Source organism: Bacillus thermozeamaize (assembly GCA_002159075.1).
In the GTDB taxonomy this organism is placed as follows: domain Bacteria; phylum Bacillota; class Bacilli; order ZCTH02-B2; family ZCTH02-B2; genus Bacillus_BB; species Bacillus_BB thermozeamaize.
Window position 1 is genome coordinate 1 of the sequence record LZRT01000134.1, and the last position, 15323, is coordinate 15323.

Here is a 15323-nt window from a genome sequence, read left to right on the forward strand (position 1 = left end):
GAAGAGGAAGGTCATGGTCAGTAAGGGCAAGCCACCCAAGTATACCTCTTTGAGGTGAATGTTGGGTTAGATTTTCAAATGAGTGATCTATTCCGTCTTCGGTAAGATTTTTATATGGGTTGACACGACATCACCGAACAAGACCGGTCCGCCGCCATTTTGTCACAGCGGCTGGGCATCCACAATCATCACCATACACCAGGCCGTCAGATAGATAAGGGAGAAGCGGAAAGTCCGCAATGCCCATGCTTCCTTGTTCGATGCCCAAAACCCGTATGCGGCAAGCCCCAAAAAGACCAATCCAAGCAACGTCATCACAATCAGGTAGATCCAGCCGACCAGTCCGCTAAACACCAGGATGAGCGAAGTCGGCAACAGCGCTGCGGTATACAGCAGGATTTGCCGGATGGTCGCATCCACCCCGCGAACGACCGGAAACATTGGAAATCCGCCCGCTTTGTAATCCTCCACCTTGAGAATCGCCAACGTCAAAAAGTGGGGCATCTGCCAGAAAAACATCACAAAAAAGAGCACCCAGGCGAAATAATCCATCTTGCCGACAACCGCTGTCCAACCAATGACAAACGGGATGGAACCCGGAATCCCGCCAAACAGGGTTCCCAGGGCGGTATAACGCTTTAATCCTGTATAGACAAGCCCATACGAAACGATTCCAATCAAGGCCAGAAGCGCCGGCAGCTCTCCTGCTCCGCCCAGCGCTGTCAGCCCTGCTCCCAGGATGATGAGGGAAAGGACCCCCATGATCACTGCCAGCAAGAGCGCCACATTCGGCGAAATGCGTTTCTGGGCCAGGGCACGGTGTTGCGTCCGGGGCATCAGAATGTCCCGATCCCGGTCGAAATAATTATTTAAAATGGCTCCAGAGGCGACCGCGAAATAGGTCCCAACCATGGTCAGAGCCAACATCAGCCAATCCGGTCTTCCACCTGAAGCCAACCAAAAGGCGGCAAAGGTCATCATCAGGTTGGCAAGGGTAATGCCAGGCTTGGTCAGCTCAATATAATCTCTCAGACTGGCTTGTCCGCCAGCATCTGCAACAGGCTTCTCCAATTCACCTGAACCGGATGAACGGGAATTGGCTGCCCGGATCAGATTTCCTCGCATCGCATGTTCTCCTTTCCATCGATCAAAAACCTTTCACGATTTGGGTAACCCTTGCCTTTGTCGATAAAACGCGGATGATATCTGAAAATACCCTCTCCAATGTACCATACCTTTTGATTTTATTGCAATGAAGATCATTCCCATCAAACCTCTGCCATCGGAAACAGATATGCCAGCGCATCCGGCAAATCCTTCTGCCAAAATCCCCAGTCATGCCCCCCTTCCTTCACCTGAAAGCATACCTTGATGCCGCATTCCCGGAGGATCTGCGCAACCTGCCGGTTCCATTCCAGGATGTTCAACCTCCCTCCCGGTGTCTCTGCCGGCGCTTCATGGATGCCGACCGTTTGGTAGACGTCAAGGGGGGCGTTTCTGCCGTTTTGCCGCAGCCATGCATGCATCTCCGGGTGGAACGCACCTGACTGGCTCAGCACAGCGCGAAAGGTGTGCGGCGACTGAATCGCCGTCATCAGCGCCTGTGTCGCTCCAAGCGAGGATCCGCCAATCACCCGCCCGCGAGCCGCGGGAATGGTTGCATAGACTCGGTCCATGTAGGGGATGATTTCATTGAGAAGAAACAATTGGTATTGCCGAAACCTGGCGCCCGCCGGACTGTATTCCGCCAAACGGCGTGCTCTCTCCACCGGAATACCGGCGATCAATAGCGGCTGGATTCGCCTCTCACGGATCAGCCGATTGGCTGTCGTGGCAATGCGGCCAAAGCGGAAATAATCTTCTCCATCCTGCAGGTACAACACCGGGTAGGCCCGCCTATCGGTATAATCCGGGGGCACGTAGACCTTTATCGCACGGCGTTCCTGCAGGTGGATGCTTTCCACTTGGTGTTTATCGATTCGCCGTTGATAGACGGGCTCGGTCATTGGAACATCCTCCTGCATCGTGTCATGGTATACAACAGTATAACAGCAATATAAATAATATATAACAGAGAATGATTTCCGTGCGAAAAAATCATTTTGTTCTCTCCAGCATAACTGATGTTATCCCTCATTGACAAATATTACTGGCGATCTGATATAGTATGTGTTAAGAAACGTAAAAATTATCTGTAATAATACAGTTAGTATGCTGATTATAACAGCGAGGTGAATAGGATGGGCTTTGCCGTCAAATTGCAAGAGGATTTTCCCGTCATTCAGATTCTCTCCCCGGAAGGAAAAGTGACCGATCCTGATCTGGTGCCGCCGCTTTCCGACGAGCAGCTTCGCCAGCTGATGAAAAACATGGTCTTCACCCGCGTCCTCGACCAGCGGGCCATCAGTCTCAACCGCCAGGGCCGGCTTGGCTTTTACGCGCCGGTTTCCGGACAGGAAGCCTCCATGCTGGCCTCCCAGTTTGCCCTGGAAAAAGACGACTTTATCCTGCCCAGCTATCGGGACATTCCGCAGATGATTTTTCATGGCTTCCCTTTGTATCAAGCCTTTCTCTTTTCCAAGGGACATATCCACGGCGGTCAGATTCCGGACGGCGTTCACGTGCTCCCGCCCCAGATCATCATCGCCGCCCAAGTGACACAATGCGTGGGAGTCGCCAGCGCCTTCAAGCTGCGCAAGGAAAAGCGGGTCGCCATCTGTTACTTCGGCGACGGCGCCACCTCGCAAGGTGACTTTTACGAGGGACTGAACTTTGCCGGTGTGTACAAGGTCCCTGCCATCTTTTTTTGCCAAAACAACGGCTACGCCATCAGTGTCCCCTTTGGCAAGCAAACGGCGAGTGCCACCATCGCGCAAAAATCGGTTGCCGCCGGCATTCACGGCGTGCGCGTGGACGGCATGGATCCGCTGGCTGTTTATGCCGTAACCAAAGAGGCCTTGGACAGAGCCAGGGCCGGAGAAGGCCCGACCCTCATTGAAGCGCTGACGTACCGATTTGGACCGCATACGATGGCCGGTGACGATCCGACACGTTACCGGACAAAAGAAGAAATGACCCTCTGGCAGGAGGAGCGTGATCCGATTGTCCGCTTCCGCATCTATCTGAAGGAGCGGGGTATCTGGTCGGAGCAGGACGAACAAGAGGCGGTCGAACAGGCCAAGGAAGAAATCGCCGCCGCCATGAAAAAGGCGGAATCCTACCCACCGATGACGATCCCGGAACTCATGGAAGCCATGTACGTGAAGATGCCCGAAAACCTGGCCGAACAGGCCGCTTTTCTGAGAAAGGAGGAATCGTGATGGCCAACCTGACGATGATTCAGGCGATTAACGATGCCCTGCGCACCGCGCTGAAAACCTACCCGGAAGTCCTCGTTTTCGGCGAAGACGTGGGCGTCAACGGCGGTGTTTTCCGCGCGACGGACGGCCTGCAAAAGGAGTTCGGAGAAGAACGGGTCTATGACACGCCGCTGGCCGAGTCTGCCATTATCGGTTCTGCAGTGGGGCTGGCCATCATGGGCTTTCGGCCGGTCGCAGAAATCCAGTTTTCCGGCTTCTACTTTGAAGCCTTTGACGCCCTTCTCAGCCAGGCGGCACGAATCCGTTTCCGTTCAGGCGGTCGTTACCATTGCCCAATGGTGGTTCGCTCCCCGTTTGGCGGCGGCGTCCGTACGCCGGAACTTCATGCCGACAGTGTCGAGGGCTATTTTCTGCACGCCCCGGGATTGAAAGTGGTCATCCCGAGCAATCCTTACGAAGCCAAGGGATTGTTGCTTTCGGCAATCGAGGAGGAAGATCCGGTCATCTTTCTCGAACACATGAAACTCTACCGCTCATTCCGCCAGGAAGTGCCGGAAGGATATTACACCATTCCCTTGGGAAAGGCCAATATCGCCAGGGAAGGCGCTGACGTCACCGTCGTCGCATATGGGGCAATGGTTCAGGCCGCTCTCAAGGCCGCCGAGGAACTGGAACAGGAGCGGCAGGCCAGGATTGAAGTGATCGATTTGCGTACCATAAGCCCCATCGACACGGAGACGATCATCCAGTCCGTGCAAAAAACCAATCGCGCCGTCATCGTCCACGAAGCTCCCAAGACCGGCGGCCCGGCGGCGGAAATCATCGCGCGGATCAACGAAAGGGCCATTCTACACCTGGAGGCGCCCGTGATGCGGGTCACCGGATACGATACCGTCTATCCCTTCACGATGATCGAAGACCAGTGGTTGCCGACGTCGGATCGCATCAAACAGGCCATCATCGACGTTCTGGATTTTTAGGATCGCATTTCACCTTTTTTAAGGAGGAACAAAGGGATGACGTTTGAATTTCGCTTGCCGGACATCGGCGAGGGAATCGCCGAAGGAGAAATTGTGAAATGGCTGGTGAAAGAAGGCGATCAGGTCAAAGAAGACGACATCATCGCCGAAGTGCAGACCGACAAGGCCGTGGTCGAAATCCCGTCGCCGGTCAACGGCAAAGTCCTGAAACTTCATGCCAAAGAAGGGGAGGTCGTCCGGGTCGGTTCCGTGCTTGTCACCTTTGCTACCGAAGAGGCAACGACCCAGGTTGACGGCCAGCCGCAGACGGCCGACGAAAAGCCGGCAGATCAAAACCAGTTTGCCATCGCCGAACAAGCACTCGAAAAAAGTGCTGCAAAACCGGTCCCCCCCTCCATCCAGCCTCCGGAACCGGCACAGAAGAACCAACCGGCCGGCGGTGAACAGCCAGCAGCGGACGATGACAAGCAACCTCCGGCCTCCGCACCTGGGCGTGCCATGATCTTGGCCACTCCTGCCGTACGCAAATACGCCCGTGAAAAAGGCGTCGATCTCTCGCTCATCCAGGGAACGGGCCGGCACGGTCAGATTACCAGGGAGGATGTCGACCGGGCATTGCGGGCAGCCGCTTCGGAGGCTTCTGAAGGCTCCAGAGAAGCAGGTACGCCAGCAACGGCAACAGTGCTGCAAGAACCGGTTCCAGCAACGGCAGCGGCTCAGCAAGCATCCAGGGAGAAAGACGCAGCGCGGGAACACCGGGTCCCCTTGCGTGGTGTGCGGCGGGCCGTGGCGGAGAGCATGGTCCGCTCCAAATACACCGCCCCTCACGTCACGATCATGGACGAAGTGGATGTCAGCCAGCTGGTAGCGCTGCGCACACGGCTAAAACCAAGGGCAGAAGAACAAGGCATCAAACTAACCTACCTGCCATTTGTCATCAAGGCGCTGATCGCGGCCGCCCGGCGCTTTCCGGAAATCAACGCCTCACTGGATGACGAGGCGCAAGAGATCGTCTATAAACACGAGTACAACATCGGCATCGCCACGGCCACCGAGCAAGGCCTGATCGTCCCCGTGATTCATCAGGCGGATCGCAAAAGCATCCTGCAACTGGCACAAGCGATCCAGGTACTGGCGCAAAAAGCCAGAGAACGCAAGATCTCCCTGGAAGAACTGCGCGGCGGCACGATCAGCATCACCAACATCGGCTCGGCTGGCGGTCTCTTTTTCACACCGATCATCAATCATCCTGAAGTGGCCATTCTCGGCGTCGGCCGGATCACGGAGAAACCGGTCGTCCGCAGCGGGCAGATCCTGGTGGCGCCGGTGATGTCTCTCTCCCTGAGCTTTGATCATCGCGTCATCGATGGCGAACTGGCCCAACGTGCGCTAAACTATATCAAGGAACTTCTCAAAGATCCAGAAAATTTGCTGATGGAGGTGTAACACAGGGTGGTTGTAGGCGACTTTTCACGTGAAGTGGATGTGCTCGTCGTCGGTGGAGGCCCAGGCGGCTACGCGGCGGCCATCCGTGCCGCCCAGCTGGGCAAGCAGGTGACGTTGGTTGAAAAAGAGGCTCTGGGCGGCGTCTGTCTCAACCGGGGATGCATTCCCTCCAAGGCGCTAATCAGCGTCGCAGAGCTGTATGAACGCATGCAACACGCGGAAGAGATGGGCATTTCGGTGCAGGGCCTCAAGCTGCACATGGACAAAATCCAGCAATGGAAAAACAAGGTGGTTCAGCAATTGACCTCAGGCGTCGCGTCGCTGCTCAAAGGCCACCAGGTGGAAGTCATCAAGGGGGAAGCCTACTTCACCTCGCCTCATGAGGTCCGCGTCGTCTCCGGATACGAAAATGAACGCCTCAGCTTCCGCCACTGCATCATCGCCACCGGCTCCCGGCCCGTCGAACTGAAAGCTTTTCCCTTCGACGAACAAAAAATCCTCTCCTCCACCGGTGCCCTCAACCTGCAGGACATTCCGCAGCGCTTCCTCGTCATCGGCGGCGGCTACATCGGCGTGGAGTTGGGAAGCGCGCTTAACAAACTGGGAAGCGAAGTGATCATCCTGGAAGGAATGCAGACCATCCTTCCCGGCTTTGACAAGGCGATGGTCCAGATGGCCGCGCGCCTGCTGAAAAAACAGGGCATCACCATTCACACCAACGCGACGGCTACTTCTGCCGACATCGAGGGCGAACGCGTCAAGGTCAAGGCCGAAATCGGCGGCAAGGAGGAAGTGTTTGACGTGGACGCCGTGCTGGTCAGCGTCGGGCGCCGGCCCAACAGTGACGAGCTGGGCCTGGAAGCCATCGGCGTGGAACGGAACGAACGCGGCTTCATCAAGGTGAACCAACAGCAACAAACGTCTGTCCCTCACATCTATGCGATTGGCGACGTGGTGGGAGAACCCATGCTGGCGCACAAAGCTTATTATGAAGCCAAGGTGGCCGCCGAGGCGATCGCGGGGTTGCCAAGCGCAACCGATTACCAAGCCATGCCCTTTGTCATCTTCAGCGATCCGGAAATGGCCAGTGTCGGCCTGACCAAAGACGCCGCCAAGGAACAAGGCATTGAAGTCGTCACCGCCCGCTTCCCCTTCCAGGCCAATGGCCGTGCGCTCTCGCTCAACAAACCGGATGGCTTCGTCCACATCGTCGCGGACAAATCGACGCAGCACGTCCTTGGCGTGCAGATCGTCGGCCCCGAGGCCTCGACGATGATCGCGGAAGCGGCCCTGGCCATCGAAATGGGAACAACATTGGAAGATCTCAGCCTCACCGTCCACCCGCATCCCACCCTTTCAGAAGCCATCGCCGAAGCGGCGGAAGTGGCGCTCGGCCGGGGCATACACATGATGAGCAAATAATCAAGGAAACCATACCCAGATCCTCCTGTCTGGGTATGTTCTTGTTCAAACGGGCCAATCTAAAAAACGAAATACACATCGATCCAGACTACAGCTCGGAAGGGATTCGCATGCCCAAATTCACACCATGGATACTGTTCATTGGCCTCTTGTTGCTCGGCCTCTTTTGCCTGCAGCCACCCTCTCATGCGTCTGCCGTGGAACCACCGGAAAGCTCGCACCAGCCTGTTCACATCTACATCAATCTTTGGCAACGCCAGCTGCACCTCATGGAAAACGGCCAGATTCGAAAAACGTACCGGATTGCCCCCGGCACGCCTGACACACCCACCCCCATCGGCGATTACCTGATCATCCAGAAATCGGCCGATTGGGGAGGGGGATTTGGCACACGCTGGCTGGGCCTGAATGTCCCCTTTGGCACTTACGGCATCCACGGAACCAACAAGCCCTATCTGATTGGCCAGTCCGTCAGCAGCGGCTGTATCCGGATGCGCAATCAGGATGTGGAAGAACTGTACACCCGCGTGCCGCTGAATACACCGGTTCGCATTGACGGCCCTGTGCTGGGGGCGGAAGGACTGAATTACCGCATCCTGGTGGAAGGTTCCAGGGGCTCGCTGGTACAAATCGTGCAAAACCGGCTCAAAGCGGGCGGGTATTATAAAGGAAAGGTCAACGGCATCTTCGACCGGCAAACCGAAAGTGCCGTCAAGCGTTATCAAGAAGACCATCATCTGCTGGTGACAGGGCAAATTCACTTTGCCGATCTGGTAGAACTTGGCATCGTCGAATAAAGGGCTTCCTGAAGCGCCTGTTCCTCAACCGGAATGCGCACCTTGAGCAAAAAAATCAGATTGAGCAACGCCGGCACAACAGCTGTAAACCAGGCCCCAAAGATCAGAGGGAGCGTGATCATCTCCACAATCACCACGATATAATTCGGATGCCTCATCCAACGGTACGGCCCTTTTTTGACAAGATTCATGCCTGGAACCACGTAAATCCGGGTATTCCAGTAAGGCCCCAACGTGTGCATCACCCATCCACGAACAAACTGTGCCAGGATGAACATCCCAAGCGGAAGCCACCACCATTCAGGCGCCACCGGCTGTACGATCACCACCTCGACCCACCATGAAACGAAAAACAACAGGTGAATCATCACCAAATACTTATAATGGTCACCTCCTACTTCGTATCCCCCCTTGTTTCGCAACACCCTCCCATTTCTTGCGGCGACCGACAATTCGGCCAGGCGTTGAACGATCACGCCAAGGAACAGGATCCAAAAGAGCCATCGCACCTCCGTCATCACCTCGCGATCCCTTTCACCACTGCAGCAATACCTGTTCAGCGCTGAAACCCGGCCCGAGGGCAAAAAGCAGCCCGTACTCCCCTGAACCCGCCTCTTTCATCGCCTCTTTCAAGACAAAAAGCACCGTCGGCGAAGACATGTTCCCGTAGTTCTTCAGCACATGCAACGAGGAGCTGAACTTGACCATGGGCACCTGAAACATATCGGCGTAAGCCTGAATGACTTTGACTCCACCCGGATGGGCAATCAAATGATCCAAGCACTCCAACCCCTTGAGCTGTTGTCTCTGCAAAAACCGCTTCACGGCATCAGGCAAATAGCGACGGACAAATGCCGGAATGTCTCGCGAAAAAATCACGTCCAAACCATCGTCCGTCACATTCCATCCCATCACATCCAGCGTATCATTCCAGGTCGTACTCATGCTGGCGAGCCATTGCGGCCCCTCTCCGCCCGCCGCATCCCCGCTGATCAAGGCAGCTGCGGCTCCATCCGCGAATAACGATGCGGCGATCAAGTTGCTTTTCGACACATCGTTGCGCTGAAAAGTCAGTCCGCACAATTCCACAGCCAGCAGCAGCGCACGGCCGCGGGGAAACGCTTTCGCCCATTCACAGGCCAATGTCAGTCCGACAGCCCCCCCTGCGCATCCGAGCCCCCAGATCGGCGTGCGGCGGATATCCGCACGGAAAGGCAAGCGATTCATCAGCCGTGCATCCAGGCTGGGAGTAGCCAGTCCGGTACTGGATACCACAATCAAATGGTCCACCTCTTCCGGCGAAAGATTACACGCCTTGAGGCAACTCATCGCCGCTTGCACGCCCAGGTCGCATGCCGATCGGACATACAAATCATTCTTTTCCGAAAATGAATGCGACTCTTCAAACCATTCCGGAAGGGTGCAAAAATATCTCCTCTCAATGGCGGCATGATCAAACACGGACAAGTATCGTTCCAATGAAGGGCGCATGCCCTGAAACAATTTTTCCGCCATTTTTTTGGCTTCCGTCTGATGAAGACAATAAGCTGGAACAGCCGTCCCAACCGCCTCGATGATCGGCACTCCTGCTCACCCCTTCCCTAGCTGGCCAGGTTGTTCCATAAGTCATAGAAATAGTACACCTCAGTCAGCACGGACTGTTCGTCCTCCGCCACAGCAGCGCCCCTGATTCGCGCCAGCGTTCCGCTGATCTCCATAATCATCTCCCGCTCCACGCTGAATTGAATCCTGTTGACCACATGATGCCACGCCTTGTTGGCCTCCACCGATTTTGCACGCGCCAAGCCCCAGTCCTTTTGCTTCACCACCTGTTCCAGCTCCCGGACCAGCCTGAAAACATCATCATCTGCCGCAAGCGGTTTTTTCAACAGGCTCCCGCTGGTCATCACCGCAATGCTCAATGCCAGAATCAATATGGGCACTCCGTATATAAACCATTTTGTATTCATGAACATCACCTCGCTAAAACGGCCCGCGATAATCCCCCATGTCGAACTCCTCTCCGACCCGATCGCTGTATTTGTCTACATACAGCTGGCCATCTGGCAAAATGGCCGCAAACGCAACCTCCTTTGGATCGCTCACCCCGTGCGCCTGCAGCTGCCACTGCAGCCACTGTTTATCCTTTTTCCGTTGCTTCAGATTTTGCTCCAGCAGCTGGCCATCCAGAATCAATTCGGTCATCAGCCCCGCCGGCTTTACCGGGATATTCAGATCTTTCGGCGTCACCGGTTGGTACTCCGCTTTTGGCAGCACCGAGAGATTGCCGTCCGGTTCATAAATGGCAAAAGCCACCTGCGTGATGTCAAACATGTTTTTCTGCCGCAGCAACATCAAAAGTTCATCTTTTTTGATCCTCGATGAGGCAATGTTCCTTTCCAGCATCTTTCCATTGTGAATGACCAAAACGGGTTGCCCGTCCACAATCTTGGCCAGATAACGGCTTTTCATCGTGATGAGTTGAAAGAGAATCGTCAAGACGACAAAGGTGCTCAAACCCATCCAATGGGCCCATGCCTTCGTGGACAAGTCGGTAGCCAGCGTGCCGGCCATCGAACCAATCGTAATGCCATTGATATAATCGAAAAAGGTGAGATTGGCCATTTGCTGCTTGCCGAGCAAGCGCGCATAAATCAACAGCGTGAAAAACGCAATAACGGCCCTTACAATGACGACAAATGTTTCTTCCATCATCCCGCCTCACCCCGTAATCTGCCGCCTGCTGTCAACTCATCCCAAACAATGCTTTGTTGTTATGATGTGAATAAACAGCCATGGATATGTATGTTCCGCCCGGATCATGGGACGGGCAAATGCGCTTTTTGCTCCTGACGCGACTCGGCGAGCAGTTCGCTCACTGTCACAAACCGAAATCCCTTTTTTTGCAACTTCCGGATCACCCTGTCCAACGCCTTCATCATCGTCTCCTGATGGCCGCCACCGTCATGCAAGAGGACAATATCGCCACTTTCAGCTTCAGTGACCAGCGTCTCTTCAATGATGGAGGCAGGATTCTTCATGTCCCAATCCTTCGGATCCACGGACCAAAGAACAATTTTAAAACCCAGTTGTTGGGCTGAAGCGACGACGTCACGATTCAATTTGCCGCCCATCGGGCGGAAATAGGCAACCTCTTTCCCCGTAATCTGTTTAATCAGCTGTCCCGATTTGGCCAAATCCTGATAGATTTCCACCGGAGACAACTTGGTCAGATCGCGGTGATAATAGCCGTGATTCCCCACTTCGTGTCCCTGGAGGACGATTTGTTTCGCCAGGGCAGGATGCGCCTTCACATGGTGCCCATTCAAAAAAAAGGTGGCACGAATCCCCTTGTCCCGCAACATCTTCAAGATTTTCCCCGTATAGACGGGATGCGGGCCATCGTCAAAAGTCAAGGCGATCACTTTTTCTTTGGTTTGGACGCGGTAAACGGGGGCAACGAGCTCATCATTGCCGGGGATCCCCCCGAACACGTCCTTCGATTCAGGAAAAAAAAGAAAGAGAAGGCTGGCCGCAAACACGGCCAACCCCATGCAACTCGGCAAGACAGACCTGCGGAACCACACTCTTGCGACCAGCTTGCGCATTTGCTGCTTCTCCTCATTTCTCGTTACTCGTCGGTCCACCCAACTGGAACACTTCCTTATTATCTGGCGAAAGAAAACATTTTATTCCCGGTATCCAAGCATCCGCAACCCGTTGAGAATGACGAGCAACGTACTGCCTTCATGTCCGATCACACCCAGCGGCAACGTGATGATCTGGAAAAAGTTGGACAAAATCAGAAGACAGATCACCGCGATTGAAAACACGATGTTCTGGCGAATGATCCGGTTCGTTTTTTGGGCCAGGCGGACCATGTAGGGCAGGCACGACAGTTCGTCCTTCATCAAAACAATATCTGCCGTTTCCAAAGCGACATCTGTACCGGCCCCCATCGCAATTCCCACCGTTGCACTCGCCAATGCCGGCGCATCGTTGACGCCATCACCCACCATGGCGATCTTCCCATGTTTTTTACGCAACTGTTGGATATACGCCACTTTCTGATCCGGCAAGCAATTGGCGTAATATTCATCCAGCCCGACCTCATTGGCCAACGCTTGCGCTGTCGCCAGCGAATCTCCGGTCAACATCACGGTATGGATTCCTTGCCGTTTCAATGTTTGGATGGCTTCCACGGCTTCCTGCCGGATGACATCTTGCACGGCAAACAATCCAACCAGCCGCTCATTCTGCTGTACAAACATCACCGTTTTTCCTTGTTTTTCCAACCGTTCAGCCGTTTCGATCGCGCCGTCGGAAAACGGCACTTCCATGTATTCACGCTTTCCGACTTTCCACAAACTCCCGTTCACGAAGGCCTGAACGCCAAATCCCGTCTCTGAGGACATCTCATCCGGGCGAAAAAGCCGCAGCCCTGATTCCCTGGCTTTTCTGACCACCGCCTCTGCGAGCGGGTGTGTCGAAAACTGCTCCACGGAAGCCGTCATCTGCAACAGTTCTTCTTCAGACAAATCATCCACCAGAGATACCACATCCTTGACTTCGGGAACCCCTTTGGTCAAAGTCCCCGTCTTGTCCAGAGCGATGACCTTGATCTGCTCCAGTGCCTGCAGCTGCGTCCCGCCTTTAAAAAGCACCCCGCGGCGGGCGCCATTGGAAATGGCGGAGAGAATCGCAGGCATGATGGATGCGACCAGGGCACAGGGAGAGGCCACGACAAGAAAAACCATCGCACGGTAAAAAGCCTGTTCCCACGTCCACCCTAAAAACAGCGGAGGAATCGCCGCAACAAGGAGGACAGCGAACAAAACCACCTTGACATAGGTTTTTTCAAAGCGCTCCACAAACGTCTGTTGCGGCGGTTTTTCCGTCTGCGCCCGCTGAACCAGCTCTATCATCCGCCGAAAAAGCGTCTGATTGTGCGGTTTATCGACGCGAACCAAAATGCCCCCATTCCCATTGATTGTCCCGGCCAGCACCTCATCTCCGGGATTTTTTTCCACAGGTACCGATTCGCCGGTAATGGCCGACTGATCGATGGTCGTGGAACCTTCGATAATCGTCCCATCCGCCGCGACCAAATCCCCCGGTTTGACCAGAATGACCTGCCCAACGCGCAACTCCTGCACGGGTACAGTTTTTTCCGCCCCATCCTCATACAGCCGCGCCTCCATTGGCTGTAAGGCCATCAGTTTGCTGACTTCCTGGTTGCTTCTGTTCATCGCATAAGTTTCAAGTGCCCCGCTGAGCGCAAAAATAAAGATCAGCATCGCCCCTTCTGCCCAATACCCGATGATGGCCGACCCCACCGCCGCCAGAATCATCAACAGGTTGACAGTCAGCTGCCGCTCAAAAATGAGTTCTTCCAGGCCTTCTTTCGCCTTGAAATAGCCGCCGATCGCAAAGGCGAGCAAAAAGGAGACGACAGATGCCTTTTGCCATCCAAAATGCCCCATCAGCCATCCGGCGATGATGAGCAAGCCGCTCGCCGCAACGGCAGAGATTTCCATATTTTGCCTGATCAAATCCCTGGTCGACTGAATTTCTGACGGGTTCATCTGCAACTCCTCCACTTTCGTTCATCCTCTCCCTGATAACGAATTTCATTCTTACAAAGTTCCTCTAAATGACGACATGCTGCCTTTTGTCAGGCAGCATGCGTCAAACCATCTCCAACTAATGTATACTTATTATAACTTAATAATTATTATAAGTAAAGGAGAGGCCATGCCCATTCGTCAATCCTCGATCCCCTCATACGCTTTAATGCGTTCCCTGACCACTTTTGGTATCGGTACGGCCTGGCGCGTCGTGAGGTCATATGATACATACACGATTTCCGCGAGCACGATCACCTCTTTGGTCTCTTCCCGTTGGATCGCAAACTGGACGGTGAAACTCGTATTTCCAAGGCGTGTCGTCCGGCAAAAGATGCGCAGGATATCATCGAGATAGGCACTCCCCTTAAACTCTATGGTCGTCTTTACCAGGACAAAATCAAATTCCTCCCCTTCCGGCAAGGGGCGCACCACTTCCCGGAAATATTCTGTAATCGCCACGTCCATATAGGTCATGTAGTGCGCATTAAAGACAATTTTCTGCCCGTCAATTTCCGAGTAACGAACGCGCAATGTGTGTGAAAACTTGTACCCTTCCATGATAAACTCCTTTCCGGCAGCCCATGATGAATCCTTTGAATCGTTTTATGTCATTATATAGACTTTTAACTGCTTTGAAAACATTGCATCGTCTCTATAAAACAAAAAAGTGATTCGGAGTACCCGAATCACGCCGTTTTTCGATGTATGGTCGGGGTAGCAGGATTTGAACCCGCGGCCTCTTGGTCCCGATCCAAGCGCTCTACCAAGCTGAGCTATACCCCGTCCCTTGAAGACAGTACCAATTGTACAACGGTCCGCAAAAAAAATCAAGAGGATATTGCAGCGATCCCCAAACGTTTCCCGATGCGGTGCGGCAATGCGTTGAAAAAGCGGCCGAGACATACAAATCCGGAGTACACCTCGGAGAACCCCCATAACGCAAAAAGTTGGATGGATAACTTCTGATTCTTCGGTTAACCTGTGAAGGAGGCATGAAAACGGCAAAGGAGAGCATCACCAGTGCATCGAATCAACGCGCCCACCCATCTCACTCTGGACGGGAAACTGACCTTGACCGGCGGACTCCTGCTTCCGGTGGCCACCATGTTCCACCCTCCGCTGACCGATCCTTGGGCTGGAGAGCTTGCGCTGGAGGCTGTCTCTAAATCTTTGAACTGGACGGGCGTGCATCTATTGTTCGGGTTCGGCTTGACATTGTGGCTGTTGGGCCTGTCACATTGTGAACAGAAGATATGCAGACCGCCAGCTGCCACGCCCCTGTGGATCGTGGCCCTCGGAATGTGGTATCTCATCCTCGTAGCCGAACTGGCTGTCATGCCACCGCTACTCACCGCTTTGACCACTTTCAGTGATCCGATCGGTCGCGCATCGCTTCAACCACTATGGGACGCTTGGTTTGCCTTTTCGCTGACAGGCGGGTATGTCGCCATGGGGCTCGTCTGGCTTGGAGTGATCCTGTGTTCCTTGCGGACTCTTGGTGCTGAAAACAGGCCTGGATGGTGGTTACACTGGGGATGGTTGAGCGGGGTTTGCGGAATCATTGGCTTAATAGGTGCTCTGCTGGTACCTGAGCAAGCTGTTATCCTTCTCTTGGTGACATCACTGCCACCTTACCTTTGGACACTGGTTTTCCCCTTTCAACTTTAGAAACTTTAAAAACGTCTTGTAAGCCCTTACATTTTACCGGCAAAACAAAAGCCCAACTCCAGC

At 54.2% G+C, this 15323-nt stretch carries 15 protein-coding genes and 1 tRNA gene; 6 read left to right on the forward strand and 10 right to left on the reverse strand.

All coding sequences use genetic code 11. From position 1 onward, the window contains the following. Positions 1–162: 162 nt before the first annotated feature. Both BAA01_04465 and BAA01_04470 read right to left on the reverse strand, forming a co-directional pair. Positions 163–1071: a protoheme IX farnesyltransferase gene (locus tag BAA01_04465; protein OUM84340.1), complete on the reverse strand. Its 909-nt coding sequence runs from the start codon at positions 1069–1071 to the stop codon at positions 163–165. Positions 1072–1268: 197 nt separating this feature from the next. Beyond that, a complete protein-coding gene (locus BAA01_04470) occupies positions 1269–2006 on the reverse strand; it encodes a hypothetical protein (protein OUM84302.1) in 738 nt (245 codons plus the stop codon). Positions 2007–2240: 234 nt separating this feature from the next. On the opposite strand from BAA01_04470, the gene BAA01_04475 reads away from it, so the two are divergent. The 5 genes from BAA01_04475 to BAA01_04495 all read left to right on the forward strand — a co-directional run bounded on the left by BAA01_04475 (position 2241) and on the right by BAA01_04495 (position 7965). After that, positions 2241–3320 (forward strand): pyruvate dehydrogenase (acetyl-transferring) E1 component subunit alpha, encoded by a 1080-nt coding sequence (locus tag BAA01_04475; protein ID OUM84303.1) that lies wholly within the window; start codon positions 2241–2243, stop codon positions 3318–3320. Continuing rightward, positions 3320–4300, forward strand: coding sequence for a 2-oxoisovalerate dehydrogenase (locus BAA01_04480; protein ID OUM84304.1), 981 nt, complete (start codon positions 3320–3322; stop codon positions 4298–4300). The genes BAA01_04475 and BAA01_04480 overlap by 1 nt, the downstream gene beginning before the upstream one ends. A 36-nt stretch (positions 4301–4336) precedes the next feature. Then, entirely contained in the window at positions 4337–5746 is a 1410-nt protein-coding gene (locus BAA01_04485) for a dienelactone hydrolase (GenBank protein ID OUM84305.1), read from the forward strand. Between the two features lie 6 nt (positions 5747–5752). After that, the gene (locus BAA01_04490; protein ID OUM84306.1) at positions 5753–7168 is read left to right on the forward strand and encodes a dihydrolipoyl dehydrogenase; all 1416 of its coding nucleotides are present in this window, start codon (positions 5753–5755) and stop codon (positions 7166–7168) included. A gap of 110 nt (positions 7169–7278) precedes the next feature. Further along, positions 7279–7965, forward strand: coding sequence for a hypothetical protein (locus BAA01_04495; GenBank protein ID OUM84341.1), 687 nt, complete (start codon positions 7279–7281; stop codon positions 7963–7965). Here the strand turns inward: BAA01_04495 and BAA01_04500 are convergent. From BAA01_04500 to BAA01_04535, 8 genes are all read right to left on the reverse strand, one after another. Then, entirely contained in the window at positions 7926–8483 is a 558-nt protein-coding gene (locus BAA01_04500) for a hypothetical protein (protein OUM84307.1), read from the reverse strand. The genes BAA01_04495 and BAA01_04500 overlap by 40 nt on opposite strands. 16 nt (positions 8484–8499) lie before the next feature. Further along, on the reverse strand, positions 8500–9549 hold the full coding sequence (locus BAA01_04505) for a chalcone synthase (GenBank protein OUM84308.1): 1050 nt from the start codon (positions 9547–9549) through the stop codon (positions 8500–8502). Positions 9550–9566: 17 nt separating this feature from the next. Then, positions 9567–9935 carry a hypothetical protein gene (locus BAA01_04510; GenBank protein ID OUM84309.1) on the reverse strand — a complete coding sequence of 123 codons (369 nt, stop codon included), beginning with the start codon at positions 9933–9935 and terminating at the stop codon, positions 9567–9569. A 13-nt stretch (positions 9936–9948) separates the two neighbouring features. Next, on the reverse strand, positions 9949–10677 hold the full coding sequence (locus tag BAA01_04515; GenBank protein ID OUM84342.1) for a hypothetical protein: 729 nt from the start codon (positions 10675–10677) through the stop codon (positions 9949–9951). 107 nt (positions 10678–10784) lie between these two features. Then, entirely contained in the window at positions 10785–11573 is a 789-nt protein-coding gene (locus BAA01_04520) for a hypothetical protein (GenBank protein ID OUM84310.1), read from the reverse strand. 81 nt (positions 11574–11654) lie between these two features. After that, positions 11655–13550, reverse strand: coding sequence for an ATPase (locus tag BAA01_04525; GenBank protein OUM84311.1), 1896 nt, complete (start codon positions 13548–13550; stop codon positions 11655–11657). 180 nt (positions 13551–13730) lie between these two features. Continuing rightward, positions 13731–14150, reverse strand: coding sequence for a hypothetical protein (locus BAA01_04530; protein OUM84312.1), 420 nt, complete (start codon positions 14148–14150; stop codon positions 13731–13733). 148 nt (positions 14151–14298) lie between these two features. Then, a tRNA-Pro gene (locus BAA01_04535) sits at positions 14299–14375 on the reverse strand. Positions 14376–14612: 237 nt separating this feature from the next. Between BAA01_04535 and BAA01_04540 the strand changes: the two genes are divergently transcribed. Further along, the gene (locus tag BAA01_04540) at positions 14613–15260 is read left to right on the forward strand and encodes a hypothetical protein (protein OUM84313.1); all 648 of its coding nucleotides are present in this window, start codon (positions 14613–14615) and stop codon (positions 15258–15260) included. Positions 15261–15323: the final 63 nt, after the last annotated feature.

Bases quoted from the DNA above. Each gene is read 5' to 3' on its own strand.
- BAA01_04470 (OUM84302.1), bottom strand. From the start codon at position 2,006: ATGACCGAGCCCGTCTATCAACGGCGAATCGATAAACACCAAGTGGAA.
- BAA01_04475 (OUM84303.1), top strand. From the start codon at position 2,241: ATGGGCTTTGCCGTCAAATTGCAAGAGGATTTTCCCGTCATTCAGATT.
- BAA01_04480 (OUM84304.1), top strand. From the start codon at position 3,320: ATGGCCAACCTGACGATGATTCAGGCGATTAACGATGCCCTGCGCACC.
- BAA01_04485 (OUM84305.1), top strand. From the start codon at position 4,337: ATGACGTTTGAATTTCGCTTGCCGGACATCGGCGAGGGAATCGCCGAA.
- BAA01_04495 (OUM84341.1), top strand. From the start codon at position 7,279: ATGCCCAAATTCACACCATGGATACTGTTCATTGGCCTCTTGTTGCTC.
- BAA01_04500 (OUM84307.1), bottom strand. From the start codon at position 8,483: ATGACGGAGGTGCGATGGCTCTTTTGGATCCTGTTCCTTGGCGTGATC.
- BAA01_04510 (OUM84309.1), bottom strand. From the start codon at position 9,935: ATGAATACAAAATGGTTTATATACGGAGTGCCCATATTGATTCTGGCA.
- BAA01_04515 (OUM84342.1), bottom strand. From the start codon at position 10,677: ATGGAAGAAACATTTGTCGTCATTGTAAGGGCCGTTATTGCGTTTTTC.
- BAA01_04520 (OUM84310.1), bottom strand. From the start codon at position 11,573: ATGCGCAAGCTGGTCGCAAGAGTGTGGTTCCGCAGGTCTGTCTTGCCG.
- BAA01_04525 (OUM84311.1), bottom strand. From the start codon at position 13,550: ATGAACCCGTCAGAAATTCAGTCGACCAGGGATTTGATCAGGCAAAAT.
- BAA01_04530 (OUM84312.1), bottom strand. From the start codon at position 14,150: ATGGAAGGGTACAAGTTTTCACACACATTGCGCGTTCGTTACTCGGAA.